The 26,588-nt window shown below is 72.7% G+C and carries 20 protein-coding genes; 10 read left to right on the forward strand and 10 right to left on the reverse strand.

Going from position 1 to position 26,588, the window contains the following annotated elements; translation table 11 throughout:
- Positions 1-280: 280 nt before the first annotated feature.
- Entirely contained in the window at positions 281-2,122 is a 1,842-nt protein-coding gene (locus tag ACFVUH_RS10380) for a phosphoenolpyruvate carboxykinase (GTP) (RefSeq protein ID WP_355369909.1), read from the forward strand.
- Between the two features lie 154 nt (positions 2,123-2,276).
- Here the strand turns inward: ACFVUH_RS10380 and ACFVUH_RS10385 are convergent, their stop codons facing one another.
- Together ACFVUH_RS10385 and ACFVUH_RS10390 are read right to left on the reverse strand one after the other, a co-directional pair.
- Positions 2,277-3,491, reverse strand: coding sequence for a pyridoxal phosphate-dependent aminotransferase (locus tag ACFVUH_RS10385; protein WP_355369911.1), 1,215 nt, complete (start codon positions 3,489-3,491; stop codon positions 2,277-2,279).
- 111 nt (positions 3,492-3,602) lie between these two features.
- The gene (locus ACFVUH_RS10390) at positions 3,603-4,391 is read right to left on the reverse strand and encodes a hypothetical protein (RefSeq protein WP_387912411.1); all 789 of its coding nucleotides are present in this window, start codon (positions 4,389-4,391) and stop codon (positions 3,603-3,605) included.
- A 156-nt stretch (positions 4,392-4,547) separates the two neighbouring features.
- Between ACFVUH_RS10390 and ACFVUH_RS10395 the strand changes: the two genes are divergently transcribed.
- Positions 4,548-5,264, forward strand: a complete 717-nt coding sequence (locus ACFVUH_RS10395; protein ID WP_387912413.1) for a prepilin peptidase — start codon at positions 4,548-4,550, stop codon at positions 5,262-5,264.
- A gap of 123 nt (positions 5,265-5,387) precedes the next feature.
- On the opposite strand, the gene ACFVUH_RS10400 is transcribed toward ACFVUH_RS10395, so the two are convergent.
- Positions 5,388-7,007 carry a chitinase gene (locus tag ACFVUH_RS10400; RefSeq protein WP_387912414.1) on the reverse strand — a complete coding sequence of 540 codons (1,620 nt, stop codon included), beginning with the start codon at positions 7,005-7,007 and terminating at the stop codon, positions 5,388-5,390.
- 423 nt (positions 7,008-7,430) lie between these two features.
- Here ACFVUH_RS10400 and ACFVUH_RS10405 point away from each other — a divergent pair, with 423 nt between their 5' ends.
- From ACFVUH_RS10405 to ACFVUH_RS10420, 4 genes are all read left to right on the forward strand, one after another.
- Positions 7,431-8,225 carry an isoprenyl transferase gene (locus ACFVUH_RS10405; RefSeq protein WP_355369919.1) on the forward strand — a complete coding sequence of 265 codons (795 nt, stop codon included), beginning with the start codon at positions 7,431-7,433 and terminating at the stop codon, positions 8,223-8,225.
- A gap of 247 nt (positions 8,226-8,472) precedes the next feature.
- Positions 8,473-9,807, forward strand: coding sequence for a PhoH family protein (locus ACFVUH_RS10410; protein WP_387912416.1), 1,335 nt, complete (start codon positions 8,473-8,475; stop codon positions 9,805-9,807).
- A 455-nt stretch (positions 9,808-10,262) separates the two neighbouring features.
- Positions 10,263-11,036 carry a lytic transglycosylase domain-containing protein gene (locus ACFVUH_RS10415; RefSeq protein WP_387912418.1) on the forward strand — a complete coding sequence of 258 codons (774 nt, stop codon included), beginning with the start codon at positions 10,263-10,265 and terminating at the stop codon, positions 11,034-11,036.
- Positions 11,037-11,458: 422 nt separating this feature from the next.
- Complete coding sequence (locus ACFVUH_RS10420; RefSeq protein WP_387912420.1) at positions 11,459-12,862, forward strand: AI-2E family transporter; 1,404 nt, start codon at positions 11,459-11,461, stop codon at positions 12,860-12,862.
- Positions 12,863-12,948: 86 nt separating this feature from the next.
- Here ACFVUH_RS10420 and ACFVUH_RS10425 read toward each other — a convergent pair whose 3' ends face one another.
- Complete coding sequence (locus tag ACFVUH_RS10425; protein ID WP_355369929.1) at positions 12,949-13,491, reverse strand: alkyl hydroperoxide reductase; 543 nt, start codon at positions 13,489-13,491, stop codon at positions 12,949-12,951.
- 3 nt (positions 13,492-13,494) lie between these two features.
- Positions 13,495-14,046, reverse strand: coding sequence for a peroxiredoxin (locus ACFVUH_RS10430; protein ID WP_355369931.1), 552 nt, complete (start codon positions 14,044-14,046; stop codon positions 13,495-13,497).
- A gap of 188 nt (positions 14,047-14,234) precedes the next feature.
- On the opposite strand from ACFVUH_RS10430, the gene ACFVUH_RS10435 reads away from it, so the two are divergent.
- A complete protein-coding gene (locus tag ACFVUH_RS10435) occupies positions 14,235-15,188 on the forward strand; it encodes a LysR substrate-binding domain-containing protein (RefSeq protein ID WP_355369933.1) in 954 nt (317 codons plus the stop codon).
- A gap of 9 nt (positions 15,189-15,197) precedes the next feature.
- Here ACFVUH_RS10435 and ACFVUH_RS10440 read toward each other — a convergent pair whose 3' ends face one another.
- Positions 15,198-15,821, reverse strand: a complete 624-nt coding sequence (locus ACFVUH_RS10440) for a TetR family transcriptional regulator (RefSeq protein WP_355369935.1) — start codon at positions 15,819-15,821, stop codon at positions 15,198-15,200.
- Between the two features lie 151 nt (positions 15,822-15,972).
- Between ACFVUH_RS10440 and ACFVUH_RS10445 the strand changes: the two genes are divergently transcribed.
- The gene (locus tag ACFVUH_RS10445) at positions 15,973-18,171 is read left to right on the forward strand and encodes an MMPL family transporter (RefSeq protein WP_387912422.1); all 2,199 of its coding nucleotides are present in this window, start codon (positions 15,973-15,975) and stop codon (positions 18,169-18,171) included.
- A 55-nt stretch (positions 18,172-18,226) separates the two neighbouring features.
- On the opposite strand, the gene ACFVUH_RS10450 is transcribed toward ACFVUH_RS10445, so the two are convergent.
- The 3 genes from ACFVUH_RS10450 to ACFVUH_RS10460 all read right to left on the reverse strand — a co-directional run bounded on the left by ACFVUH_RS10450 (position 18,227) and on the right by ACFVUH_RS10460 (position 24,496).
- Positions 18,227-20,038: a SpoIIE family protein phosphatase gene (locus tag ACFVUH_RS10450; protein ID WP_355369939.1), complete on the reverse strand. Its 1,812-nt coding sequence runs from the start codon at positions 20,036-20,038 to the stop codon at positions 18,227-18,229.
- A gap of 110 nt (positions 20,039-20,148) precedes the next feature.
- A complete protein-coding gene (locus ACFVUH_RS10455) occupies positions 20,149-20,844 on the reverse strand; it encodes a class I SAM-dependent methyltransferase (protein ID WP_387912770.1) in 696 nt (231 codons plus the stop codon).
- A 688-nt stretch (positions 20,845-21,532) separates the two neighbouring features.
- A complete protein-coding gene (locus ACFVUH_RS10460; RefSeq protein WP_387912424.1) occupies positions 21,533-24,496 on the reverse strand; it encodes a BTAD domain-containing putative transcriptional regulator in 2,964 nt (987 codons plus the stop codon).
- A 232-nt stretch (positions 24,497-24,728) separates the two neighbouring features.
- Here ACFVUH_RS10460 and ACFVUH_RS10465 point away from each other — a divergent pair, with 232 nt between their 5' ends.
- Positions 24,729-24,971 (forward strand): hypothetical protein, encoded by a 243-nt coding sequence (locus ACFVUH_RS10465; protein ID WP_387912425.1) that lies wholly within the window; start codon positions 24,729-24,731, stop codon positions 24,969-24,971.
- A 351-nt stretch (positions 24,972-25,322) separates the two neighbouring features.
- On the opposite strand, the gene ACFVUH_RS10470 is transcribed toward ACFVUH_RS10465, so the two are convergent.
- Positions 25,323-25,607: a hypothetical protein gene (locus ACFVUH_RS10470; RefSeq protein ID WP_387912426.1), complete on the reverse strand. Its 285-nt coding sequence runs from the start codon at positions 25,605-25,607 to the stop codon at positions 25,323-25,325.
- A 218-nt stretch (positions 25,608-25,825) separates the two neighbouring features.
- On the opposite strand from ACFVUH_RS10470, the gene ACFVUH_RS10475 reads away from it, so the two are divergent.
- Positions 25,826-26,587, forward strand: a complete 762-nt coding sequence (locus tag ACFVUH_RS10475) for a GntR family transcriptional regulator (RefSeq protein WP_355369946.1) — start codon at positions 25,826-25,828, stop codon at positions 26,585-26,587.
- The last annotated feature ends 1 nt before the right edge of the window (position 26,588 follow it).

Genomic DNA, 26,588 nt, shown 5'->3' on the forward strand with positions numbered 1-26,588 from the left:
GGCATGCTACCCGCTACCTACGGGTCCGTAGGTTACCCGGCCGTAGGAAGTGGCGCTCATCACGACTTGGACGTTTTGGAGCATTGGGAGGGGGGTTGATCGGCCTCCGGAGGTGCCGAAGGTGTTGTCCTACTGGCTGGTAATCATCCGTACTGTAGTAAAAGATGCGTCAACTCTGCCGATCTGCCGCATTGGGGGCGGGGGTCCGGAGCTACGCTCGAAGCACCCTCAACCCCCGCTACGCCGTCTCCCCGCCGGGATGGCGTGAAACGGAGCGATCGTGTCGAACGAGAACTCGGCTGCTCTCAGCGCCGCGCCCACCCGCCACCAGCGCCTGCTGGCCTGGGTGAGCGAGATCGCGGAGCTCACCCAGCCGGACCGCGTCGAATGGTGCGACGGTTCCGAGGAGGAGTACCAGCGCCTCGCGGATCTGCTCGTCGCCCAGGGCACTTTCAAGAAGCTCAACGAGGAGAAGCGACCCAACTCCTACTACGCCGCCTCCGACCCCTCGGACGTGGCGCGCGTGGAGGACCGCACCTTCATCTGCTCCGAGCAGGAGAAGGACGCCGGCCCGACGAACCACTGGAAGGCTCCCGCCGAGATGCGCGAGATCTTCCAGGGTGAGCAGGGCCTGTTCCGCGGCGCCATGAAGGGCCGCACCATGTACGTCGTGCCGTTCTCGATGGGCCCGGTCGGCTCCCCGCTGGCCGCCTACGGCGTCGAGATCACCGACTCCGCCTACGTCGCCGTGTCGATGCGCGTGATGACCCGCATGGGCCGGGCCGTGCTCGACCAGCTCGGCGAGGACGGCGACTTCGTCAAGGCCGTGCACACCGTCGGCGCCCCGCTCGCCGAGGGCCAGGCGGACGTGCCGTGGCCGTGCAGCACCACCAAGTACATCTCGCACTTCCCGGAGAGCCGGGAGATCTGGTCCTTCGGCTCCGGCTACGGCGGCAACGCCCTGCTCGGCAAGAAGTGCTACGCGCTGCGCATCGCCTCGACCATGGCCCGTGACGAGGGCTGGCTGGCCGAGCACATGCTCATCCTGAAGCTCACCCCGCCGGCGGGCCCCGCGGGCGACTCGGAGCCCAAGTACGTCGCGGCGGCCTTCCCGTCCGCCTGCGGCAAGACCAACCTGGCGATGCTCCAGCCCACCGTCCCGGGCTGGAAGGTCGAGACGATCGGCGACGACATCGCCTGGATGCGCTTCGGTGCCGACGGCCGCCTGTACGCCATCAACCCCGAGGCGGGCTTCTTCGGTGTCGCCCCCGGCACCGGCGTGGACACCAACGCCAACGCGATCGAGACCCTCTGGGGCAACACCGTCTTCACCAACGTCGCGCTCACCGACGACGGTGACGTCTGGTGGGAGGGCCTCACCGACGAGAAGCCGGCCCACCTCACCGACTGGCGCGGCAACGACTGGACGCCGGAGTCCGGGACCCCGGCCGCCCACCCGAACGCCCGCTTCGCCGTCCCGGCCGCGCAGTGCCCGACCATCGCCCCCGAGTGGGAGGACCCGGCGGGCGTGCCGATCTCGGCGATCCTGTTCGGCGGCCGTCGCGCCACCGCCGTCCCGCTGGTGACGGAGTCCTTCAACTGGCAGCACGGTGTCTTCCTGGGCGCCAACATCGCCTCCGAGAAGACCGCCGCCGCCGAGGGCACCGTGGGCGAGCTGCGCCGCGACCCGTTCGCGATGCTGCCGTTCTGCGGCTACAACATGGGTGACTACTTCGCCCACTGGCTGAAGATCGGTGCCCAGGCGGACGCCGCCAAGCTGCCGAAGATCTACTACGTGAACTGGTTCCGCAAGAACGCCGACGGCCAGTTCGTCTGGCCGGGCTACGGCGAGAACAGCCGCGTGCTGAAGTGGGTCGTCGAGCGCCTGGAGGGCACCGGCGAGGGCGTCGAGACCCCGATCGGCGTGCTGCCGACCGTCGAGGGCTTCGACCTGGACGGCCTGGAGCTGGCGAAGGAGGACCTCGACCTGCTCTTCACGGTCGACGCCGACATCTGGCGTCAGGAGGCCGCGCTCGTCCCGGCCCACCTGGAGCTCTTCGGCGAGCACACGCCGACCGAGCTGTGGGACGAGTACCGAGACCTGGTCGCCCGCCTCGGCTGAGCCTGAGCCTCAGCAGGAGCGGTAGAGAGGCCGGTGCGCTGCACGAACCGCGCACCGGTCGGCGACAGGACGGCCGGAGCCCCGACGGACGATCTTTCCCCGACCAAGGAGATCGTCCGACCGGGACTCCGGCCGTAGCTTTTCCACCCGCCCGTCAGGGCTGGGTGTAGCCGCTCAGGAACATCCCGATCCGGGTGACCGCGTCGGTGATCTCCTCCGCGCGCGGCAGCGTGACCAGCCGGAAGTGGTCCGGCTCGGGCCAGTTGAAGCCGGTGCCCTGGACCAGCAGGATCCGCTCGGACCGCAGCAGGTCGAGCACCATCCGGGCGTCGTCCTTGATCTTGAACACCTTGGGGTCCAGCCGGGGGAAGGCGTACAGCGCGCCCTTCGGCTTCACACAGCTGACCCCGGGGATCTCGTTGAGCAGCCGGAACGCGGCGTCCCGGGACTCCAGCAGCCGTCCGCCGGGCAGGATCAGGTCCTTGATCGACTGCCGCCCGCCGAGCGCCGCGGCCACCGCGTGCTGGGCCGGCATGTTGGCGCACAGCCGCATCGAGGCGAGCACGGTCAGGCCCTCGACGTAACTGCGGGCCCGGCTCCGGTCACCGGAGAGCACCATCCAGCCGGAGCGGAAGCCCGCCACCCGGTAGGCCTTGGACAGGCCGTTGAAGGTGACGCAGAAGAGGTCGGGCGCCAGGGTGGCCAGCGGGACGTGCTCGGCGTCGTCGTAGAGGATCTTGTCGTAGATCTCGTCCGCGTAGATCACCAGCCGGTGGCGGCGGGCGATCGCGGCCAGCCCCTCCAGCACCTCGCGCGGATAGACCGCGCCGGTCGGGTTGTTGGGGTTGATCACCACCAGCGCCCTGGTCCGGTCGGTGACCTTGGACTCGATGTCGGCGAGGTCCGGGTACCACTCCGACTGCTCGTCACAGCGGTAGTGGACGGCCGTGCCGCCGGCCAGCGAGACGGAGGCCGTCCACAGCGGGTAGTCCGGGGCCGGGACGAGCACCTCGTCGCCGTCGTCCAGCAGCGCGGTCATCGCCAGCTGGATCAGTTCGGAGACGCCGTTGCCGAGGAAGACGTCCTCGACCGTCAGGCCGTCCAGGCCGCGCTCCTCGTAGTGCATCACCACGGCGCGGCGCGCGGAGAGCAGTCCCTTGGAGTCCCCGTAGCCGTGCGCGGTGGAGAGGTTGCGCAGGATGTCCTGGAGGATCTCCGGCGGCGCTTCGAAGCCGAACAGCGCGGGATTGCCGGTATTGAGCTTCAGGATGCGGTGGCCCTGTTCCTCCAGCCGCATCGCCTCGTCGAGCACCGGACCGCGGATGTCGTAACAGACATTGGCGAGTTTGCTGGACTGGATGACCTGCATGCCTGCCTACTTTAGGGGTACGAACGGGCGGTCCGGCGCGTGTCGTGGGACACCCGTCGGACCGCCCGGACGCTGTCGTTCCGCGCCGCCTTCGATCAGGAGGCGGAGGCCTCAGCTCGCCTTCCAGATCAGCGGCTCGGTGTCCAGAACGCTGCCGAAGACGAGGAACTGCGGCGGGGTGCCGTCCGGAACGAGATAGACGGCACACTGCTGCTGGCTCTGGCCGTCGTTCAGCACGCCCGGCTGCTTGCCGGTGTCGCACTGCGGGATCGACTTCAGGATCGTCGGGGCGGGCAGGATGCCGCTCCCCGCGGGGTCGGTCTGCACCTTGAACCGCATCATGAAGTACTCGTCCTGCAGCGGGGTGCCGGTCCGGTTGGTGAAGTTGACCGTCACGTAATACGGGGTCATGCCCGCGGTGTCGGCCGGCTTGAACCGGTACGGCGCGATCTCGGCGGCGGTGCCCTTGACCACCGAGACCGGGGTGACGTCGGCCTTGGTCCTGCCCAGGTAACTGCCGGTGGCGGTGAGCGGCAGCGGGCTCTCGAAGGTGATCTTGCTCTTTCCGCCGCTCTTTCCGCCGCTCGTGCCGCCGATCGGGTTGCCGCTGGTCGCGGCGGTCGGCAGCGGGTTGGGGGCCGTCGCACCGCCGGCCGCGCCGCCCGCGCCGCCGGCCGGGGCGGAGGCCGGGGCGGACGCGGGCGCGGAGGTCGGGGCGGACGTCGCGGCGCCGGTGGGGGTGGCGGCCGGGGTGTCGGCGGCGGGCGGTGCCGTGGTCGGCGCCGCGGTCGGGGCGGCGACGACCGCCGGGTCGTCGTTCTCCGGTCCGCAGGCGGTCAGCGCCAGCGCCAGTACGGCGACCGGGGCCGCGGCGCGCAGAGTGCTCCGAAGCTTCGTCAAGGTGTGTCTCCCCCGTGGATGATGTGGTCGGTGCGGCACCCGGGTTGTGCGGTGCCGTGAGTGTCGGACGCGGACGGTGTCCGGCCGGTTCCGGGCAGGGTCCGGGCCGGTCGGCGGCGGGTCGGCGGCCGGACCGGGGCGAGGAGGGGGAGAGCCGTGATCGCGAGCGCGCTGGGAGCGGTACTGGCCGGTCTGCTGGTGGCGCCGGCACTGCGCGGCCTGGTGGTGCGCTACGCCGTGCCGCAGGACGAACCGTGGTGCCTGGCCTGCCCGTCCTGCGGACGGGAGCTGCGCGGCCTGCCGCCCACCGGCCGGTGTCCGGGCTGCCGGACCGGGCTCGGCCCCGGCGCCTGGCTGGTGGAGGCGGTCACCGCCGCGGCCGCCGCCGCCGCACTCGCCGCCGCGCATCCGGCGGACGCGCTGCTGCTGCTCTGGCTGGCCGGGCCCGGCGTGGTGCTGGGCTTCACCGACGCCCGGGTGCACCGGCTGCCCTACCCGCTCACCTGGACGCTGGCGGTGGGCCTCGCGGTGCTGCTGCCGGTGGTGCAGCTGGCCGAGGGCGCCCCCGGTGTGCTGACGCGCTGCCTGCTGGTGGCACTGGCCGCCGGGGTGCTGTTCGAAGTCCCGTTCCAGATGGGGCTGGTGGGCGGCGGGGACACCGTGCTGGCGCTCGGCCTCGGCGCGCTGCTCGGCCGCTACGGCTGGTCCGCCGCGTTCGCAGGCCTGGCGGCCTTCGTGCTGCTGGCCGGGCTCTGGTCGGTCGGCGTGCTGCTGGCCTCCCTGGTGCGCCGCCGTCCGGTGCGCGGCCGGGAGGTGCCGCTGGGCCCGTTCCTGCTGCTCGGCACCCTGCTGGCGGTGCTCGGGCACTCCTGAGGCACTCCCGGCCCGAGGCGCGCACCGCCCGGGAAAGCGGACGGGCCCGCCGTACCGGTAGGTACGGCGGGCCCGGCGCCGACGCGCAGGCCCCACCCTCAAGGAGCGGCGCGCCGGGGGGAGTTACGGCATCTGGTGGACGAACGGGCCGACCGTGTTGGAGAAGGCGTTCCCGTTGACGGAGTCCCAGTTGGTGGACCAGGTCATCGCGCCCCGGATGGTCGGCCACTTGGCCGGCGGGACGAAGCTGCCGCAGTTCTTGCCGGTGGCGAGGCAGTCCAGCGCGTTGTTGACGACGCTCGGCGCGACGTAGCCGCCGCCGGCCGCCTTGGAGGAGGCGGGGACGCCGATGCCGACCTGGTCGGGCCGCAGACCGCCCTGGATCTGGGTGCAGATCTGCGAGGTGATGAAGTCGATGGTGCCCTGGGTGTAGACCTTGCCGTCGCAGCCGTTCATGCCGCCCGAGTTGTAGAACTGGGTGTTGACGACGGTCAGGATGTCCTTGGTGTTCAGCGCCAGCTGGAAGTAGGCGCCGGCGGTGGAGTACATCCCGATGGTCTCGGGGGCCATCGTCAGGACGAAGTTGGAGCCGACCTTGGCCTGGAGGCTGTGCAGGGCGCTGCCCATGTGGGTCGGGTTGACCCCGTTCTCCAGGTCGATGTCGATGCCGTCGAAGCCGTAGTCCTTGATGACGGCGTAGGCGGTGTCGACGAAGGTCTGGGCGGCGGTGGCGTCGTTGACCGAGATGGCGCCGTTCTGGCCGCCGACCGAGATGATGACCTTCTTGCCGGCCGCCTGCTTGGCCTTCACGTCGGCGCGGAACTGGGCGTCGGTGTAGCCGCCGAGGCCGGCGGAGAGCTCCGGGTCCAGCTTGAAGGTGATGGCGCCCGCGCGGCTGGGGACGGCGTCGGCGAACGAGACCGCGATGATGTCGTACGCGCTCTGGACGTCGCTCAGCTTCTGGAGGTTGTTGCCCTTGTTGTCGAAGTTGTGCCAGTAGCCGGTGATCGCGTGCTTCGGCACACCGGTGTTCGGGTTGCCGGTGCTGGTCGCCGTGGGGGTCGGGGTGACCGTCTGGGTGGGCGTCGGCGTGACGGTCTGGGTCGGCGTGGCGGTGGCCGTCGGCGAGGCGGTCGCGGTCGGCGTGACCGTGGGGGTGACGGTCGGGGTGGGGGTGACCGTCGCGGTCGGGCTCGGGGTGGTGGGGCCGCCCGGGCCGCTCAGCACGACGTCGTCGGCGTAGAAGGCGCTCTGGCCGTACCAGCCGTGCAGGTACACCGTGACGGTCTTGGCGCTCGCACCGGTGGTGAAGGTGGTGGAGAGCTGGTTCCAGCTGTTCTGGTTGGACCAGACGCTCGGGTCGGTGCCGCCGGTGCCCCGCGCGCCGAGGTAGGCGTACGGGCCCTGGACCCAGGCGCTCAGGGTGTAGCTGGTGTTGGGCAGCACGCTGATGGTCTGGGTGCACTCGGCGGTGTCCCCGGCGCTCGGGGTGGCCTGCAGCGCGCCCGAGCCCGAGTGGACCGGCGTGGTGACGGCGCTCGCGGCACCGGCGCAGACCCAGCCGCTCAGCGAGCCGTCGAAGCCGCCGTTGGTGACCAGGTTCCCGGCGGCCGCGTTGGCGCCGCCGGCGAAGAGGGCGAGGCCGGTGCCGGCCAGGGCGAGGGCGGTGGCGCCCGCGGCGAGGGCCGGGACGGGGCCGCGGCGGCGCTTGTGCGACACGGGCCGGTTCAGCGTACGGGCCATGGAGGTGCGCTCCTGTGGGGGAGGAGCGGCCGCCGCGGTGGGGGGCGCGGCGGCCGCGTGTGGGGGAGGGCATTGCGTCCGAAGTACTGCCTTGACGAGGGCGGGTCCGGTGTTCTGTTCCGCCCTGGGAACAAAAGCTGGACTAGACCATTGGGGGTCGTCAAGCATTGAACCGTCGGCTTACGGATTCCTTAAGGAATCGGAGACCGTTCCGTATCCGGCCGCCGGCCGTTCCCCGGAGCGTCCCCGGGACGTCGTGCCGGCGCGTTCAGGCCACCTCCGGCACGCCCGTCGCGACAGACTTCGCACAGGACCGTGACCCTCCCGCGACCTGCGGCTTTCCGTGCCACCACGACGCGGGAGTAGGCTGCGCCGGGGGTTCTGAAGCACCCGGTGAAGTGAGTACGGAGGGGCCGAAAAACCATGGGTCTGCGCGATGTCGTCGAACGCACGCCGGGTCTGCGCGTCCTGCTGGACGGGATGTACGGCCTCTACGGTCGCCGGGTGGAGGTGCACCTCGCCCGCACCCCGCACCACATCGGCGTGATCCTCGACGGCAACCGTCGCTGGGCCCGCGCGACCGGCGGCTCCACCGCCTACGGCCACCAGCGCGGCGCCGACAAGATCAGCGAGTTCCTCGGCTGGTGCGACGAGACGCACGTCAAGGTCGTCACCCTGTGGATGCTCTCCACCGACAACCTCGACCGCCCGGCCGACGAGCTGGTCCCGCTGCTCGGCATCATCGAGGACGCCGTCACCAACCTCGCCGCCGCCCGCCGCTGGCGGATCAACCCGGTCGGCGCCCTGGACCTGCTGCCGCAGCACACCTCGGACGTCCTGAAGCGGGCCGCCGAGGAGACCGCGGGCATCGAGGGCATCACCGTGAACGTGGCCGTCGGCTACGGCGGCCGGCACGAGATCGCCGACGCCGTCCGCTCGCTGCTCCAGGAGCACGCCGGCCGGGGCACCTCGATCGAGGAACTGGCCGAGATCCTGGACGTCGAGCACATCGCCGAGCACCTCTACACCAAGGGCCAGCCCGACCCCGACCTGGTCATCCGCACCTCGGGGGAGCAGCGGCTCTCCGGCTTCCTGCTCTGGCAGAGCGCGCACAGCGAGTTCTACTTCTGCGAGGCGTACTGGCCGGCCTTCCGCAAGGTCGACTTCCTGCGGGCGCTGCGCGCCTTCGAGCAGCGCAACCGGCGGATGGGCCTCTGACCGGGGCGTACGGCGGTTCCGGGGGACCGGACCGGCGCGGCGCGCCGGATTGACCACCGTAGGGGCTGGCTTACCCGGCGGCCGGGCGAGGCCAAACGTTCACCCGCAATGATCCGTCAGTTCGCCGACGGCGCGAATGCACCGCCCCCCGCCTGGGAATACTCCGATCAGACCGGCCCCGAGGCCACCGGGGCAGCGGGGGCCGGCTTGCCGCGGATGACGCAGGGTCATCCGCCCTGGAGGCCTAGTGGTCAGTTCCAAGAGCCGCCGGACACCAGACCGGCGCACGTACGTTCTCGACACCAGTGTGCTCCTGGCGGACCCGCTCGCCATGACCCGTTTCGAGGAGCACGAGGTCGTCCTCCCGGTGGTCGTGGTGACGGAGCTGGAGGCCAAGCGGCACCACCCGGAGCTGGGGTACTTCGCCCGGCAGGCGCTGCGACTGCTCGACGACTACCGGATCCGGTTCGGCCGCCTCGACGAGCCGATCCCGGTCGGGGAGCTCGGCGGCACCATCAGGGTGGAGCTCAACCACTCCGACCCGTCGATACTGCCGGCCGGCTACCGGGCCGGTGGCGGCGAGGCCGACACCCGGATCCTGGCGGTGGCCCGCAACCTGCAGGCCGAGGGGTACGACGTCACCGTCGTCTCCAAGGACCTCCCGCTGCGGATCAAGGCGTCCTCGGTCGGCCTGCTCGCCGAGGAGTACCGGGCCGAGCTGGCGATCACCTCCGGCTGGACGGGCATGTCCGAGCTGCACGTGCCCGCCGACGACGTGGACGCGCTGTTCGCGGCCGGCCACGACGCCGGGGTGGACGTCGAGGGCGCCGCCGAGCTGCCGGTGCACACCGGGCTCGTGCTCACCTCCGAGCGGGGCAAGGCGCTCGGCCGGGTGGCCGGGGACGGCCGGGTGCGGCTGGTGCGCGGGGAGCGCGAGGCGTTCGGCCTGCGCGGGCGCAGCGCCGAGCAGCGGGTGGCGCTGGACCTGCTGCTCGACCCGGAGGTCGGGATCGTCTCGCTGGGCGGCCGGGCCGGTACCGGCAAGTCCGCGCTGGCGCTGTGCGCCGGCCTGGAGGCGGTCCTGGAGCGGCAGCAGCACCGCAAGGTGATGGTCTTCCGGCCGCTGTACGCGGTCGGCGGGCAGGAGCTCGGCTACCTCCCGGGCACCGAGACGGAGAAGATGAGCCCCTGGGCCCAGGCGGTCTTCGACACCCTCTCGGCGGTCACCACCCCGGACGTGATCGAGGAGGTCATCTCCCGGGGCATGCTGGAGGTCCTGCCGCTCACCCACATCCGCGGGCGTTCCCTGCACGACGCCTTCGTGATCGTGGACGAGGCGCAGTCGCTGGAGCGCAACGTCCTGCTGACGGTGCTGTCCCGGATCGGCCAGGGCTCGCGGGTGGTGCTCACCCACGACGTGGCGCAGCGGGACAACCTCCGGGTCGGCCGGTACGACGGTGTGGTGGCGGTGGTGGAGAAGCTGAAGGGGCATCCGCTCTTCGCGCACATCACGCTGACCCGCTCGGAGCGTTCGCCGATCGCGGCGCTGGTGACGGAGATGCTGGAGGACGTCAACCCGTGATCCGCCGATGTCCGATGTTCCGGACATCAGCGGACAAAAGCATCAATTCCTAGCACGGAGCCCGCTCCTGAGGGAGCGGGCTCCGCCCTTTTCATCACATCGAGTGGCCTGCGTTGGACGAACGCCGGTTCGGCGATTGTGACATCCGCCACGCAACGGGGAATTGCGTCGACAGGTCCCCGTGCGGCATGGTGAGGGTTCTGTCAGGCCCCGCGTACGGCATGGCAGGGCTTCCGGGAGACCGGGGGTCCGGCCCGGACGGTCCACCAACTCCGGTCGGTGGGCGCACAATTGAAGACCGTGAGCCGTACGCCGCCCGATCGCAACGCCCGGTCGCCTCACCTCGGCCGGACGCCGGGTCAGTCCCTCCCGTGACCAGCACCGTACGGAGGGCCGCGCCAAGGGGCATCTTGCGCCCGTACGGTCACGCGTGGGCGATGCTGGAAGGAATCCATGTGACTCGGATCTCGGTCCGGGGAGTTGCTGTCGCCTCCGCCACCGCCGTCACCGCTGTCGGTGCCGTGGTGGGAATGGCGTCGGGCAGCGAGGGCAAGACGACGCAGACGGTCGATGTCGCCGGCGCGACGCTGCTTGCCGAAGTCCCCTCCGGCGCCCAGGCGCAGACCATCAGCGACAACATCGGCACGCAGGCATCCGCCCAGCAGGCCGCCGCCGACACCGCCGCCAAGGCCGCCGCCGAGCAGAAGGCGGCCGAGGAGGCCGCCCGCCAGCAGGCTGCCGCCGAGGCGCAGGCCAAGGCCGATGCCGCCGCCAAGGAGGCCGCCGACGCGGCCGCCAAGGCCGAGGCGGAGAAGGCCGCGAAGGCCGCCGAGGAGAAGCGCAAGGCCGACGAGGCCGCCGCCAACCGCTCCAAGGCCCGCTCGGCGATGGCCGCCACCGACGGCGCCGCGCCGTCCGCCCCGGCGGTCTCGGTCAGCCCCGGTTCGGTGCAGGAGCTGGCCCAGCAGATCATCGGCAACGACGCCCAGTTCCAGTGCTTCAGCCAGATCGTGAAGCGCGAGAGCGGCTGGAACTACACCGCCACCAACAAGAGCTCCGGCGCGTACGGCCTGGTCCAGGCGCTGCCCGGCTCCAAGATGGCCTCGGCGGGCGCCGACTGGCGCACCAACCCGGGCACCCAGATCAAGTGGGGTCTCGGCTACATGAACAGCCGCTACGGCAGCCCCTGCGGCGCCTGGTCGTTCTGGCAGTCGCACCACTGGTACTAGGAACACCCGGTACCGGGAACGCCGCCGCGGTGTCTCGCACCGCGGTCTCTTGGACTCGTCGACGGGCCTGGACTCGTCGACGGGCCGCGCCGCCCGTGTCGCGCTGACCAGTGCGCCCGCGGGCGGTGCGGACCCGGGTGCGGACGCGGGGACGGGGAGGGGTCCTGGTAGCTCCCCGCGCCGGCCGGTCCGCCGACAGTTGGCTCTGGGTTCCCGACCGACTCCTCCCCGCCACCGAGTGCCTGAAACCACCCGGGACATGCTGTTTTGCCCCGGAATCGGCCCCGAAGATCCCGCACGGATCGCACCCGCGGAGCGGACTCACCGCGCCCCGGCCGGGTAGCGTCTCCCTGACGGCCGTGGCGGGACCCACGGCGTGCCGCCGCACCGGGCGGCTCCGGCGGGGAGAAGTGGTAGCGAGCATGGCGCGGGGCGGAAAGGCCTTCAAGGCCGTGGCCAAGGGCATGGCCGTGGCGGCGAGCGCGGCGGCCGTGATCGAGCGACGCCGACGGGCCGCGATGGCGGCCGACTTCCACGAACCGCCGCTCGCCCCGGTGCCCCCGCCGTCCGACCCGCTGCCGTCCGACCCGCTGCCGGGGCCACGGACCGAGGCCGCTCCGGTGGCGCCCGCCGTCCCCGCTCCCGCTCCCGCGCCCGCGCCGGCCCCCTCGTCCCCTCCGGTTCCCTCCCACGGGCACTTCGGCCGGCCCGCCACCCCCGCCGAGGCGGTGCCGTGGGGCCTGCGGGTCGCCGCCGAGTCCACCTGGCGGCTGCTGCTGCTCGGCGCCGCGCTGTACGTCGTCTTCTACATCGTCGACATGCTGCGGCTGGTCGCCTTCGCGGTGCTCGCCTCGCTGCTGATCTCCGCGCTGCTGGAGCCCACCGTCTCCTGGCTGCGCCGCCACGGCGTCCCGCGCTCGCTGGCCGCCGGCGGGGTGTTCATGAGCGGACTGGCCGGCATCGGGCTGGTCGGCTGGTTCGTGGTCTGGCAGGTGACCACCAACCTGGAGACCGTCACCAGCAAGGTCAAGGCCGGTGTCGACCAGCTGCGGGACTGGCTGATCACCGGGCCGCTGCACCTGACCGAGCAGCAGATCACCGACTTCGCCAACCAGATCACCAAGGCGATCAGCACCAACACCGAGCAGATCACCTCGGCCAGCATCACCGGCGCGCAGATCGCCGTCGAGGTGCTGACCGCCGTCCTGCTCGCCTTCTTCACCACCTTCTTCCTGCTCTACGACGGCGAGCGGATCTGGAACTGGGCGCTGCGCGGCCTGCCCCGGCACTCCCGCTACGCGATGGCCGGCGCCGGCCCGAAGGCCTGGGCCACGCTCACCGCCTACGTCCGCGGCACCGTCTGCGTGGCCTTCATCGACGCGGTCTGCATCGGCACCGGTATCCAGCTGCTCGGCGTGCCGATGGCGCTGCCGCTCGCCGTGATCATCTTCCTGGGCGCCTTCGTCCCGCTGGTCGGCGCGCTGGTCACCGGGACGGTCGCGGTGCTGATCGCGCTGGTCACCACGACGCCGTGGACGGCGCTGATGGTGCTGGTGGTCCTGATCGCCGTCCAGCAGATCGAGGGCCATGTGCTCCAGCCGCTGATCCTCGGCCGCGCCGTGCGCGTCCACCCGCTCGGCGTCGTCCTCGGCGTGGCCGCCGGCTCCATCATCGGCGGCATCGGCGGCGCCATCGTCGCCGTCCCCCTGATCGCCGTCACCAACACCGTGGTCACCCACCTCCGCCGCCGCAACGAGGCCGGCCAGGCCGTCTTCACCGCCCTCGAAGCCGCCCGCGAAGCCGCCACCCGCCCCCCGACCCCCTGACCCCCGTCCCCCCGGTCCACGCGAACGGGCCCCTCGCCGGGACTCGGGGGGAGTCCGGGGGAGGGGCCCGTTCGGGGTGGTACGGGTCAGGCGGTGACGGTCGCGAGGGCGGCCTCGGAGTCGAGGACACCGGCGACGGCCTGGAGGACCGCGGCGATCTTCATCGAGGCCTGGACGACCTCGCGGTCGACGCCGGCCTTGCGCAGGACGGCCTCGTGGGAGTCGAGGCACTGACCGCAGCCGTTGATCGCGGAGACCGCGAAGCACCAGAGCTCGAAGTCGACCTTCTCGACGCCCGGAGTGCCGATGATGTTCATCCGCAGACCGGCCCGCATGCTGCTGTACTCCTTGTCGGAGAGCAGGTGCAGCGTCCGGTAGTAGACGTTGTTCATCCCCATGACCGCGGCCGCGCCCTTGGCGGCGTTGTACGCCTCCGGGGAGAGGTTGGCCTTGGCCTCCGGCTCCAGCTCGCGCAGGACGGCGGGGCTGCGGGTGGCCATCGCGCAGGCGAGGACGGTGCCCCACAGCTGCTGGGCGGGGAGGTCGGAGTTGCCGATGACCGAGCCCAGGTTGAGCTTGAGGTCCTTGGCGTAGTCCGGGAGGGCGGACTTCAGGTCGTCGAGGGCCATGGGTCAGCCCGCCAGGAGGGCCTGGGCGTCGAGGGTGTCCTCGCCCTTGTTCCAGTTGCACGGGCACAGCTCGTCGGTCTGCAGGGCGTCCAGCACCCGCAGGACCTCCTTGGGGTTACGGCCGACGGAGCCGGCGGTCACCATGACGAACTGGACCTCGTTGTTCGGGTCGACGATGAAGACGGCGCGCTGGGCGGTGCCGTCCGCGTTCTCGATGCCGCAGGCGCGCATCAGGTCGTGCTTGATGTCGGCCAGCATCGGGAACGGCAGGTCGTTGAGGTCCTTGTGGTCCTTGCGCCAGGCGTGGTGCACGAACTCCGAGTCGCCGGAGACGCCGAGGATCTGGGCGTCGCGGTCGGCGAACTCCTCGTTCAGCTTGCCGAACGCGGCGATCTCGGTCGGACACACGAAGGTGAAGTCCATCGGCCAGAAGAAGACGACCTTCCAGCCCTTCTGGTCCTCCGAGGTGTAGTCCTTGAACTCCAGCTTGTCGGCGGACGGGCCTTCCACGCCCTTGAGGTTGTAAGCCGGGAACTGGTCACCGATCGTCAGCACGTTAGCTTCTCCTGTGAGGGGTGGGGAGTTTGTCCGGTTTGCGGAACGGGTTCCACCATTCCACATCGTGGACTGATCAGGGAAATAGCTACACTCGATGTGTCTGATCGGAGAGAGTTATCAACGGCCCCGTACCCCCCTCCCGCCCCGCCCGTCGCAGGGCTCCCGCCCGCAAACCCGGGGCGACTGTGGCGAACGCCACCCCACGCAGTCCCCGGACACCCACGGTCGCCCAGCTCAGGGCCTTCGTGGCGGTGGCCGAGCACCGGCACTTCCGGGAGGCCGCCGCGGCCACCGGGACGAGCCAGCCGGCGCTCTCCGGGGCGGTCGCGGCGCTGGAGGAGTCGCTGGGCGCGCAGCTCGTCGAGCGTACGACGCGCCGGGTGATGATCACTCCACTGGGGGAGCGCGTACTGGAGCACTCGCGCCGGGTGCTCGCCTCCCTGCAGGCGCTGACCGAGGAGGTGGAGGCCGCCCGCCGTCCGTTCACCGGGCCGCTGCACCTGGGCGTGATCCCGACCGTCGCGCCCTATCTGCTGCCGACCGTGCTGCGGCTGGTCCGCGACCGATACCCGGAGCTGGAGCTGCACGTCCACGAGGAGCGGACGCCCTCGCTGCTGGAGGGGCTGGCCGCCGGGCGGCTGGACGTGCTGCTGCTGGCGCTGCCGGCCGGCGGGAGCGCGCCGACCCGGGACATCCCGCTGTTCGACGAGGACTTCGTCCTGGTCACGCCGCCCGACCACGAGCTGGCCGGCCGGGCCGACGTGCCGCGCGACGTGCTGCTCGACCTGGACGTGCTGCTGCTGGAGGAGGGCCACTGCCTGCGCGACCAGGCCCTCGACATCTGCCGCGAGGTCGGCGCCGACCAGGCCGGCTCCACCACCCGGGCGGCCGGCCTGTCGACCCTGGTGCAGCTGGTGGCCGGCGGTCTGGGGGTGACCCTGCTGCCCGCCACGGCGCTGGACGTGGAGGCGGGCCGCGCCGACCGGCTGGCCGCCGTCCGCTTCGCCGCGCCCGCGCCGGGCCGCCGGATCGGCCTCGCCACCCGGCCGGGCTCGGCCCGCAGCGCCGAGTACGACCGCTTCGCCGTCACGCTGCGCGAGGTGCTGGCCGAGCTGCCGGTCCGGATCGTCGAGCCGTAGGGCGCGTCCTCAGACCCCGGCGGGGGCGCCGAGGCAGAGGCCGACCGTGGTGGCGACCAGCAGGTCGAGCGCCCGGCGGGACTCCTCCTCGGGGTCCTCGCCGGCGGCCTTGAGGACCAGGTAGCGGTCGGTCAGTCCGTTGAAGCCGGCCAGGAAGTACACCGCGATCTCCTGCGCGGGCAGCGTCAGCGGCTGCTCGTGGGCGGCGGCGAGCCCGGTGAGGAGCTCGGCGGCGGTGGCCTCGATCTCGTGCTGGACCGCCCGCATGATCTCCTGCAGGTCCAGGTCGCGCAGCGCCATCGCGGAGAACTCGGTGATCAGCGCACACCTGCCGCGCTCGCCGACGGCGCTGTCCCACAGGGCGTGGACCATCGTGCGGACCTGCTCGCCGAACGGGCCCTCGTCCGGCGCGGACGCCCGCACCTGGCCGATGAAGTCGGCGGTCAGCTGCTCGACGACGGCCCGGTAGAGGTCCTTCTTGGTGCCGAAGGTGTAGTGCACCGTCGCCTGCGCCACGCCCAGCTCGGCCGCGATGGCGCGGGTGCTGCCGGCGGCCACGCCCTCGCGGGCCATCAGGTCGATGGCGGCCTGGATGAGTTGGGGGCGCCGTTCGGCGGCCGGGACATGAGCCATTGGGCCAGGGTATCGCCATGTTCGCGCAACCAGATCGATCGATTGCGTCACACGCTCTCGTCGATTGACTTTGTCACGTGACTAAGTTGCGCGTACGGTGGTGCGGACGACTGGGCGACGAGCCCGGAACGACCCGACCCGAAGGTGACGCATGGCCACCTACCTGTACCGCCTGGGCCGCCGCTGCTTCCGCCGCAGGCGTACCGTGCTCGCCGTCTGGCTGGCCCTGCTGATCGCCGTCGGCGGCGCGGCGGCGGCCTTCGGCGGCTCGACCTCCGAGGAGTTCAAGGTCCCCGGCACCGAGGCCCAGGCGACCCTGGACCGGATCAAGGGCACCTTCCCCGAGCAGGGCCACGGCTCCGCCCAGGTGGTCTTCGCCACCGAGGCGCCCGGCGGCATCGCCGCCCCCGAGACCGCCAGGGCGGTGGGCGAGGCGGTCACCCGGATCGCCGCCGTCCCGGGCGTCGCGGGCGTCCCCGACCCCTACACCACCGGCGCGCTGTCCCCGGACGGCAAGGTGGCGCTGGGCCTGGTCTCCTTCGACGGCAAGCTCGGCGACATCACCGACCAGCAGCGCGACGCCGTCCGGGCGGCGGCCGACCCGGCCCGCGCGGCCGGGGTCACGGTCGCCTTCGGCGGCGACGCCTACAACAAGATGGCCCAGGTCGACGGCGGCGAGGCGATCGGACTCGTGGTGGCCGGGCTGGTCCTGGTGATCACCCTGGGCTCGCTGGTCGCGGCCGGGCTCCCGTTGGCCACCGCCCTGATCGGGGTCGGCGTCGCGATGGCCGGCGTGTTCACGGTGGCGGGCTCGTTCGAGATCATCTCCACCGCGCCGGTGCTGGCGCTGATGGTGGGCCTCGCGGTCGGCATCGACTACGCCCTGTTCATCCTCTCCCGGCACCGCCGCCACCTCGCCGAGGGGCTGGAGCCGGAGGAGGCCGCCGCCCGCGCCAACGCGACCGCCGGCAGCGCCGTGGTCTTCGCCGGGCTCACCGTCGTGGTCGCCCTGGCCGGCCTGGCCGTCGCCGGGGTGCCCTTCCTGACCGTGATGGGCCTGGCCGCCTCCGGCGCGGTCGTCATCGCGGTGCTCGTCGCGATCACCCTGCTGCCCGCCCTGCTCGGCTTCGCCGGCCGCGGCATCGACCGGCTGCCGGTCTGGCGGGGCGCGCTGCGGAGCGCCGGGCGCACGACGCTGGGCGAGCGCTGGGCGGGCTTCGTGGTGCGCCGCCCGCTCGCCGTCCTGCTGGCCGGCCTGGCCGCGCTGGTCGCGCTCGCCGTGCCCGCCGCGAGCCTCACCCTCGGCCTGCCCGGCGGCGGCTCGCAGGCCAAGGGCACCGACGCCCGCACCGCGTACGACCTGGTCGACCGCAGCTTCGGCCCCGGCTTCAACGCCCCGCTGGTGGTCGTGGTCGACGCCGCGGACGCCGCGCAGCCGGAGCAGGCGGTGCAGGGTGTGGCGGGCCGGCTCGCCGCCCTGCCCGGCGTGCAGACACTGCTCCCGCCGCAGCTCGACCAGCCGAGCCGCACCGCGCTCGTCCCGGTGATCCCGAAGACCGGCCCGGACCACGCCGACACCCGGCAGCTGGTCACCGACATCCGCGACCAGCGGGACGCGATCCAGGCCGGGACCGGCGCGCGGATCGACGTCACCGGCACCACCGCCGCCAACATCGACGTCTCCGCCAAGCTCTCCGACGCGCTGCCGCCGTTCGTCGCGGTGATCGCGGGCATCGCGCTGGTGCTGCTGGCGCTGGCCTTCCGCTCGATCCTGGTGCCGCTGAAGGCGGTCGCGGGTTTCCTGCTCTCCATCACGGCCTCGCTCGGCGCCGTCGTCGCGGTCTACCAGTGGGGCTGGCTGGACGGCCTGATCGACGTGCCGAAGGTCGGCCCGGTGGTCAGCTTCGTGCCGATCCTGCTGATCGGCGTGCTGTTCGGGCTGGCGATGGACTACGAGCTGTTCCTGGTCTCCGGGATGAAGGAGCAGTACGTGCACGGCGCGGCACCGCGCGAGGCGGTGGTGGCCGGGGTGAAGAACGGCGCCCGGGTGGTCACCGCGGCCGCCCTGATCATGATCGCGGTCTTCGGCTCGTTCGTCTTCGGCCACGACCCGATCGTCCAGCCGATCGGCTTCGCGCTCGCGGTGGGCGTGCTGGTGGACGCCTTCGTGGTGCGGATGGCCCTGGTGCCGGCCGCGATGACGCTGTTCGGCCGGGCCGCCTGGTGGTTCCCGAGGAGCCTGGACCGGGTGGTGCCGCGGGTGGACATGGAGGGCGAGCAGCTGATGGCCCGGCTGGAGTCCACCGGGAGCGGCGCCGCCCGGGACGTGAAGGAGCCCGAGCGGGTCTGACGCCACCGCGAAGGGGCCGCCCCGGCGAACCGCGCCGGGGCGGCCCCTTCGCACGTCACGGCAGGCGCTGCTCGAACCAGACCACCTTGCCCGTGCCCAGCCGGGTCGCGCCCCAGCGCTCGGCGCACCGGGCCACTATCTGCAGGCCCCGCCCGCGCTCGTCCTCCGGCCCGGTCCGCCGCGGCCGGGGCAGCAGCGGGCTGTCGTCGCCGACCTCGCAGCGCAGCCGGGTGGTGCGGACCAGGCTCAGGGTCACCGGGCGGGTGGCGTGCTGGACGGCGTTGGTGACCAGCTCGCTGACCATCAGCTCGGTCGCCTCGGTCAGCTCCTCCAGCCCCCAGCGGCGCAGGGTGTGCGCGGCCAGCCGGCGCGCCCGCCCGGGCGTCTCGTTGCGCGGCTGGAGGTACCAGTGCGCGACGTCCCCGGCCGGGATGCCGTCGAAGCAGGCGGCCAGCAGCGCGATGTCGTCGCCGCGGTCGCCGGGCGGCAGGATCCTCAGCGCCTCCTGGCAGAGGTGCTCGGGTGCGTGCCGCTGGGCGCCGGCGAGCCGGGCGCGGAGCAGTTCGAGGCCGTCGCTGAGCGGCCGGTTGCGGGTCTCCACCAGACCGTCGGTGAACAGCAGCAGGGCCGAACCGGGCGGGGCGGGCAGTTCGACGGAGGAGAAGTCCACCCCGCCGACGCCGATCGGCGCGCCGGCCTCCAGGTCGAGCAGCTCGGCCGCGCCGTCCGGCCGGACGAGCACCGGCGGCACGTGCCCGGCGTTGGCGAGCACCACCCGGTTGGCGATCGGGTCGTAGACGGCGTAGACGCAGGTCGCCAGGTGCTGCTCGCGGCCGAGCCGCTGGGCCTGCTCGTCCAGGTGGTAGAGCACCTCGTGCGGCGGCAGGTCGAGCGCGGCCAGGGTCTGCGCGCTGGTGCGCAGCTGGCCCATGATGGCTGCCGAGGTCAGCGAGTGGCCCATCACGTCGCCGACGATCAGTGCCACCCGGTTGCCGGGCAGCGGCACGGCGTCGTACCAGTCGCCGCCGACCTGGGCGCCGCGCTCGCCGGGCAGGTAGCGCTGGGCGAGCCGGACGCCGTGCGGCTGGGGCAGGCGCAGCGGCAGCATGCTGCGCTGGAGCTCGTTGGCTATCTCCCACTCGCGGGCGTAGCGCAGCGCGGTGTCGACGGCCAGCCCGGCCTGGGTGGCGAGGTGGGTGGCGGTGGCGGTGTCGGTGGCGTCGAAGCCGGGCCGGCCGCTCTTGGCGGACGGGCGCCGGATCAGCACCAGCAGTCCGAGCACGGTCTTGCGCCCGCGCAGCGGCAGGGCGAGCACCGAGGTCCCGGGGCTGAGCCGGGCCAGGCCGCGGGCACCGTACAGCTCGCGCAGCAGCTCGGTGGTGCGGGCGCTGCCGCTGTCCTCGGCGGCGCCGAGCACGACCGGTTCGGCGGGGCGGCGGCTGAGCAGGGTGTGGGCGAGCGCGCCGCCGCGGGTGACCGGGGTGGCGGGGCCGGGGTCGGCGGTGGAGCGGGCGCCGTACCGGCTGCCGTAGCGGTCGCGGCGGTCGTCGCCGGCCGGGCGGCCGCGCCGGCCCAGCCGGGTGCCCTGGCTGTGGTGGATCCGCAACTGCTCGGGGAAGCCGGGCTCGCGCTCGACGTTGGGCAGCGGGTCGCGCAGGTGGACGACGGCGGCGTCGGCGAGGGCGGGGACGAGCACCCGGCCGGCGTTGCGCAGGGTGGCGGCCAGGTCGAGCGCGCTGTTGATCCGCCGGGTCGCGGAGTCGAGGTAGGCCAGGCGTTCGGGGACGTGCTCCGGGGGTGACGACGGGCGGCGCGGGGTCGGCAGGGCAGGCGGCTGTCCGGCCTCGGGTTTGAGCTGGTCGCGCACGGGTGCCTGTCCTGGGATCGGTACGGTCTGTGGTCTGTCGGGGGACTGCCGGGGACTGCCGGGAACTGCCTGGGCCTGCCTGGAACTGCCTGGGCCTGCGGTCCGGCCCGTCAGCCGGTCCGCCGGCAGCGGAGGAAGAGCTGCTCCTCCGGCGGCAACGAGGTGCTGGCGGGCGCGTACGGGCGGCCCTCCTGCTCCTCGACCACGAACCCGGCGGCCAGCAGGACCCGTTCGAGATCCTCGCGCAGGTACCCGCTGATCCGCAGCTCCCGGCCGAGGAACGGCAGGGGAACGTGGTCGAGGTCCGCCTCGACCATACCGAGCGCCAGCAGCCCGCCGGACCGCAGCAGGGTGTGCAACCGGCCCAGCACGGTGGGGATCTCGTCCTGGGGGAGCAGGATCAGCGAGAAGAAGGCGGTGACCGCGTCGAAGGTGCCCCGCCCGGCGGGGCCGAGCCGCGGCAGGTTCCAGGCGGAGGCGGCGCGCTCGGTGGCGAGGTCGTACATGTCGATGCGGTGCAGGGCGGGCGGGTGCGGCCCCGGGTGACGGGCCTGCCGGGCCAGGGTCAGCATGACGTCGGAGAGGTCGATCCCGGTGACCCGCATCCCGGCCTCGGTCAGCTGGCGGACGGTCGGCTCGCCGTTGCCGCAGCCGACGTCCAGCACCGCGGCCCCGGGCTCCAGCCCGGCCAGCAGCCGGCGCCCGCAGGCCAGCTGGCCGTCCTTCGAGGGGAACGCCTCCGCGTAGCCGGTGCCGATGGTGTCGAAGGCGACCGCCTGGAGGGCGCGTTCGGCCCGGCGGCGCAGGACGTCGGACCCGTCGTCGCCACCCGCGTCCTCGTCGACGGGGAACGGATCCGATATCTGTCCGGTCGTCACGATTGAGAGGCACCTTTCGGCCGGGCCTCCGGTCGGCCGGACGAGACGCGAGGCCGGACCGCCGTCTCCTCCCGGCGCCCGCGCTGCCCCGCCGGCCCGCTGCCGGTGGCGGTACGTCACGCTCCCCGCGTCACAATGACTGCATTGCCACGCTGACTGCACGCTGACACTTTGCACAGACTCTTTGCACAGAGACACTCTGCACTGCGGGAGCGCCGCCGCGCTGCCTTTTCCGGATTGCTCCACCGGAGAAGTGCACTCGTGTGTGTACTGGCCTCCGAGAATATGCGTGATCACTCCGCCATGGGGTCCGTTTCCGGCCAACTCGTGGCGGTTGGCCGGTGCCGCACCCCCGTCCGGAAGCACGGGGCGCGGGCCGGGGTGGTGCGGCCGGGCTCCGCACGCCGTGCGGCCGGCCGCCGGAACCGCCCCGACCTGCGGTTCCACCCGTCCCGGGAGCCGCCTGTCGGGCGTTTATTGAACGTCAATCGGGCCGGTGCACAGTGGTGTCCAGCGCCGGGGAAGCGTTGAAGGCGTTCCCGCAGCCGGGGGGCTGCGGGAGCGCCGAACGCTCACGGGGGAAGGCCTCCACGGGGGACACGGGGGAGCGGAGGCCTCACGGCGCGGGGGGAGAGAGGGGCTCGGTGTGCTGCTGGGAGATGAGGTTCGCCACGGGGGAGGCCTCGGGCACACCGAGCCGGATGAAGATGGCGTGCGCCTCGCGCAGGCACGCCAGGCCGCGCGCGGGCTGGGCGAGGGCGAGCAGCGCCTCGCCCAGCGCGGCGTCGGCCAGGCCCTGGCAGTAGGCGGAGTCCATCTCCAGCCCGATCGCCAGCGACTCCTCGGCGGCCTCGGCGGCCTCGGCCTGCTGGCCGGCGACGAGCAGCGCGGAGGAGAGCCGGGCCAGGGTGTAGCCCTCGCGCAGCCGGTTCTGCTGCGACCGGTAGAGCCGGTGGGACTCGCGCAGGTGCTCGGCGGCGGTCGCGGGATCGTCGGCGGAGGAGAGGACGACGCCGAGCTGGTACAGGGTGTCGGCCAGGCAGGGACCGTTCTTGGAGGCGCGCGCGGTGGCCACCGCCTCGGTGACGGAGCGGACGGCCGTCTCGACCATGCCCAGGCCGAGTTGGGCCCGGGCCATGTTGCCGAGCAGCCGCGCCTCGCCGATCGGCGCGCCCACCACGCGGCTGATGGCGAGGGCCTGTTCGAAGAACGGCAGCGCCTCGGCGGGCCGGTTCGCGAGGCTGAGGACGATGCCGAGGTCGTTGGCCGCCATGCTCCGCAGGACGGTCATGTCGTTCGCGTCCTGCAGACCGAGGCTTGTGCGGAGCGACTGCGCGGCGCCCTGGAAGTCATTGGTGATCGACCGCAGCGTCCCGAAGGCGAAGTGGATCCGGGCGAGCGCCGCCGAGTCCCCGTACCGTCCGGCGTTCTGCTCCGCCGCTTCCAGCATGCGGCGCACGCGGGCCCCGTGGGTCGGGTCCTCCACCAGGCTGCCGAGGATGATCAGCAGGTCGACGGCGGGTCGCAGCAGTGGGCCCGGGCCCTGGACCGCGGCCTCGACCGCGCTGAGCAGCAGCGCGGTCTCGGTCCGGAGCCACTCCCGGGCGAACGCGTTGGTGATCAGTGCGATGCCGGCCGAGCCGGGCACGTTGAGCGGCTCCGGCAGCTGGTCGTCGGGCTCGATGGCCTGCGCGGCGTTGCGGACCGTGGCGAGCAGCAGGTCGAGCAGCCGCAGAACGGCGGCCTGCTGCTCCTCGACGTCCCCCACCCGCTCGTTCTGCCGCTGCGCGTAGAGCCGGAGCAGGTCGTGGTACCGGTAGCGGCCCGCGGAGAAGGTCTCCAGCATGTTGGCCTCGACGAGCGCCTCGGCGAGGTTCTCGGCCTCGGTCTCGCTCACCCCGAGCAGCGCCGACACGGCCGGCAGCGGCAGGTCCGGCGAGTCCACCACCGAGAGCAGGCGGAACGCCCGGGCCTCGGCGGGGGACAGCTGTCCGTAGCCGAGCCCGATGGTGGTTTCCACGGCGAGGTTGCCGAGCTGGAGCTCGTCCAGGCGCCGGCGCTGATCGGCTAAGCGGCGGGCGAGGTCCGAGACGCTCCAGCGCGGACGGCTGGCGAGCCGGGCCGCGGCGATCCGGACGGCGAGCGGCAGGAAGCCGCAGGCGGTCACCACCGCCATGGCTGCCTCCGGTTCGGCGGCGACGCGCTGCTCGCCGACGATCGCGGAGAACAGCGCCAGCGCCTCCTCCTCGGTCAGCTCCTCGACGTCCACCAGGTGCGCGCCGGGGATGCCGGCCAGCCGGGAGCGGCTGGTGGCGAGCACCGCGCAGCTGGAGACCCCGGGGATCAGCGGCCGGATCTGCTCGGCGTCCTGGGCGTTGTCGAGCAGGATCAGCATCCGCCGGCTGGCGAGCAGCGAGCGGTAGAGCGCGGCGCGCTGCTCCAGCGAGTCCGGGTTGTCGGTGACGCCCAGGGAGTGCAGGAAGTCACCGAGCACCACCGCCGGGTCGGCGGGCGAGGCGCCGGCGCCGCGCAGGTCCACGTAGAGCTGGCCGTCCGGGAACTCCGCGCGCACCCGGTGGGCGACGTGCACGGCGAGCGTGGTCTTCCCGACGCCGCCGATGCCGGCCAGCGAGGTGACGACCACGGCCTGGCCGGTGGCGTTCATCAGGACGGCCGAGAGGTCGGCGACCATCTCCGTTCGGCCGCTGAAGTCCGAGACGTCGGCGGGCAGTTGGGCCGGAGCGGGCGGGGTGGCCGGCTCCTCCTCGCGGGCGACGGCGGGCGGCGCGGGCACGGTGGGCAGGGTCAGCGCCGGGTCGGCGGCGAGGATCCGGGAGTGCATGGTGGAGAGTCCGGCGCCCGGTTCGACGCCCAGCTCGTCGATCAGCAGCTTGCGGGTGTCGGTGTAGACGCCCAGCGCCTCCGCCTGCCGGCCGCAGCGGTACAGCGCGAGCATCAGCAGTTCGCGCAGCCGCTCGCGCAGCGGGTGCTCGGCGGTGAGCGAGTTCAACTCGCCCACCACGTCGGCGTGCAGGCCGACGTCGAGGGCCAGCGCGCACCGCTCCTCGGCGACCGCGACCTGCCGCTCGGCCAGCCGCAGCCGCTGGGCGTCCGCGTACGGGCCGGGGACGCCGGTGAGCGGGCGGCCGGCGAACAGGGCGAGCGAGCGGAGCAGCAGGTGGTGGGCGTTGTCGAGGTTCCCGGCGTTGCGGGCGGTCGCGGCCTCGGCGGCGAGCTGCTCGAAGACCGTCACGTCCAGGGCCTCGCCCGGGATGTGCAGGGCGTAGCCGTCGGCGACCGAGACCAGGAACTCGGCGGGCCGGCGTACCTCGCGGCGTGGTTCGATGACCGTGCGCAGCCGGGAGACGTAGGTGCGCAGCGCCGCGACGGCCTGGGTGGGCGGGCGCTCGCCCCAGAGGCCGTCGACGAGGTCCTGGGTGGTGACCGGGCGTCCGGCGTGCAGCAGGAGCATGGTCAGGACGGCCTGCTGCTGCGGTGAACCGAGGGCGAGCGGCTTGTCGTCGAGCCAGGCCCGGACCGGACCGAGTACCTGGAAGCGCAGCGCCGGTGCGGGCGGCATCTCCCGCAACTCCATGTGGTCCCCCGATGGCCTGGTGTCGATTTCCCGGTAGGGCGCTCGGCGGTTCCGCCCTTGTGGTGGCTCAGCTTAGGCGGGGGCCCGACTCTGCCGGACGGCACGGTCAGCCGCACGTTGTTTATCGGACATTTAATCAACCCTACGATACTGAGCCCGAGCCCGCGCCGATCCGGTGGGGCGGAACACCATTTGATGACCGAAAGGCGGCCCACGCATGGCCAACGACCAGAGTGAGTCCCCCGCGGTGAGCGTGCAGGCCGACGAGGCCGTCGAGGGCGCGGTCACCGCGACCTCCGACGCGGCCGGCTACACCGAGCCCTCCGCCGACCGCAAGGCCGACCTGGAGGACGACCTCTTCGGCGACGAGGCCCAGTACGTGGCGGAGACCGAGGTGCCGGCCGGCGGCGGGGCGGCCACCGAGCGCGAGCCGCAGGGCGTCATCTCCAGCCACCCGTAAGCACGTCGTACCAGCGGTTCCAGGGGGGAACGCTTGAACACGATCCGTCGCCTCTCGGTCGTCGCCGTCTCGACGATCGTGGTGACCACCGGCTACCTCGTGACGGCCACCGGCGCCTTCGCCGGAGTCATCACCGGTCACCCGTAGCCCATCCAGCACCCGTGTGCCCCGCACTCCGCCGTCCCGGTGGTGCGGGGCGCACGTCGTGGGGGGCGGGGGATTAGGTGGGAAATACGGGTATTCGGGAATTCTGATCGTGCGCCGATGATGGTCGACGGGCCGCCGGGAAGGCGGCCCGGTGCGCGTCCGGTGGCCGGAACTCGCCGGTGCGCTTGCCCGCCGGAGCGGGCATCAGGCCGCGTGGACGGCGGAGGGTCCGGCCCGGCGGGCGGGCCCGGTCCGTCCCGCCGGCTCGGCCGCGGCGGCGCTCTCGCGGGCCGCCCCGCCGCCGGCCGGGGCCGCGGGGGCGACGTGCTCGGGGCGGGCGGTCCACTCGCAGCCGCCCTCGGGCGGGCGGAGGTAGTGCTCCCCACCGATGGTGTCCATGTAGATGCCGGTACGCCCGGTCCTGCTGTCGAGGACCGGTTCCCCCACGCGCGGCCGGTAGGCCGCGGCGGCGCGCTTTCGGATGCTCACCGCGCTGCTCCTTGCTGCTCCGGTGCGGGCGCGGCGACGGTGGTGGCCGGCCCTGGTCGCTGTCGTGGCTTGGCTTGGTTCGGCTCTGCTCGGCGACTACCCAGCATCTCTAGAGAAGCTAATATCTCTAGAGATGTCAACGGTCGAACCGGTCCTATCGGCTTACCGCAGACCGAAGGCGCGCCTACGATTTCCGGCGAGGGACGAGGGAGACGGCGATGGTCGGCAGCAGTAGCGGCGAGAAGCAGCCCAAGTACCAACGGATCGCCGACACGCTGAAGGCGGCCATCGACGCCGGCGAGTACCGCCCGGGCGACCGGCTCCCCGGCGAGAACGACCTGATGGACACCTACGGCGTGGCCCGGATGACCGCCCGCCAAGCGCTCGGGGTGCTGCAGAGCGAGGGCATCGCCGAGGCCCGCCGCGGGGCGGGCGTCTTCGTCCGCGACTTCCGGCCGCTGCGCCGGCGCGGGATCCAGCGGCTCGCCCAGGGGCAGTGGGGCTCGGGCCGCTCGATATGGTCGGCCGACATCGACCGCCGCAGCCTCGTCGTCGACCAGGTCACGGTCACCGAGCAGGGCGCGCCGGAGCACGTGGCCCGGGTGCTCGGAGTCGACCCGGGCGCGCCGATGTGCGTGCGCCACCGGCGCTTCGTGCTGGACGGCAAGCCTGTCCTGCTGTCGACCTCCTACCTCCCGGCGGGCCTGGTCTCGGGCACCGCGATCACCCGCGAGGACACCGGCCCCGGCGGCACCTACGCCCGCCTCGCCGAGATCGGCGCCAAGCCGGTGCACTTCCGCGAGGAGGTCCGCTCCCGGATGCCGAGCGCCGAGGAGGCCACCCGCCTCGAACTCTCCGCCGGCACCCCCGTCATCCTCATCTGCCGCACCGCCTTCGCCGACGAGGGCCAGGTCGTCGAGCTGAACGAGATGACCCTCGACGCGGCCTCCTACGTCCTCGAGTACGACTTCGACGCCTGAC

The organism is Kitasatospora sp. NPDC058032, assembly GCF_042885845.1.
Taxonomy (GTDB): Bacteria; Actinomycetota; Actinomycetes; order Streptomycetales; family Streptomycetaceae; genus Kitasatospora.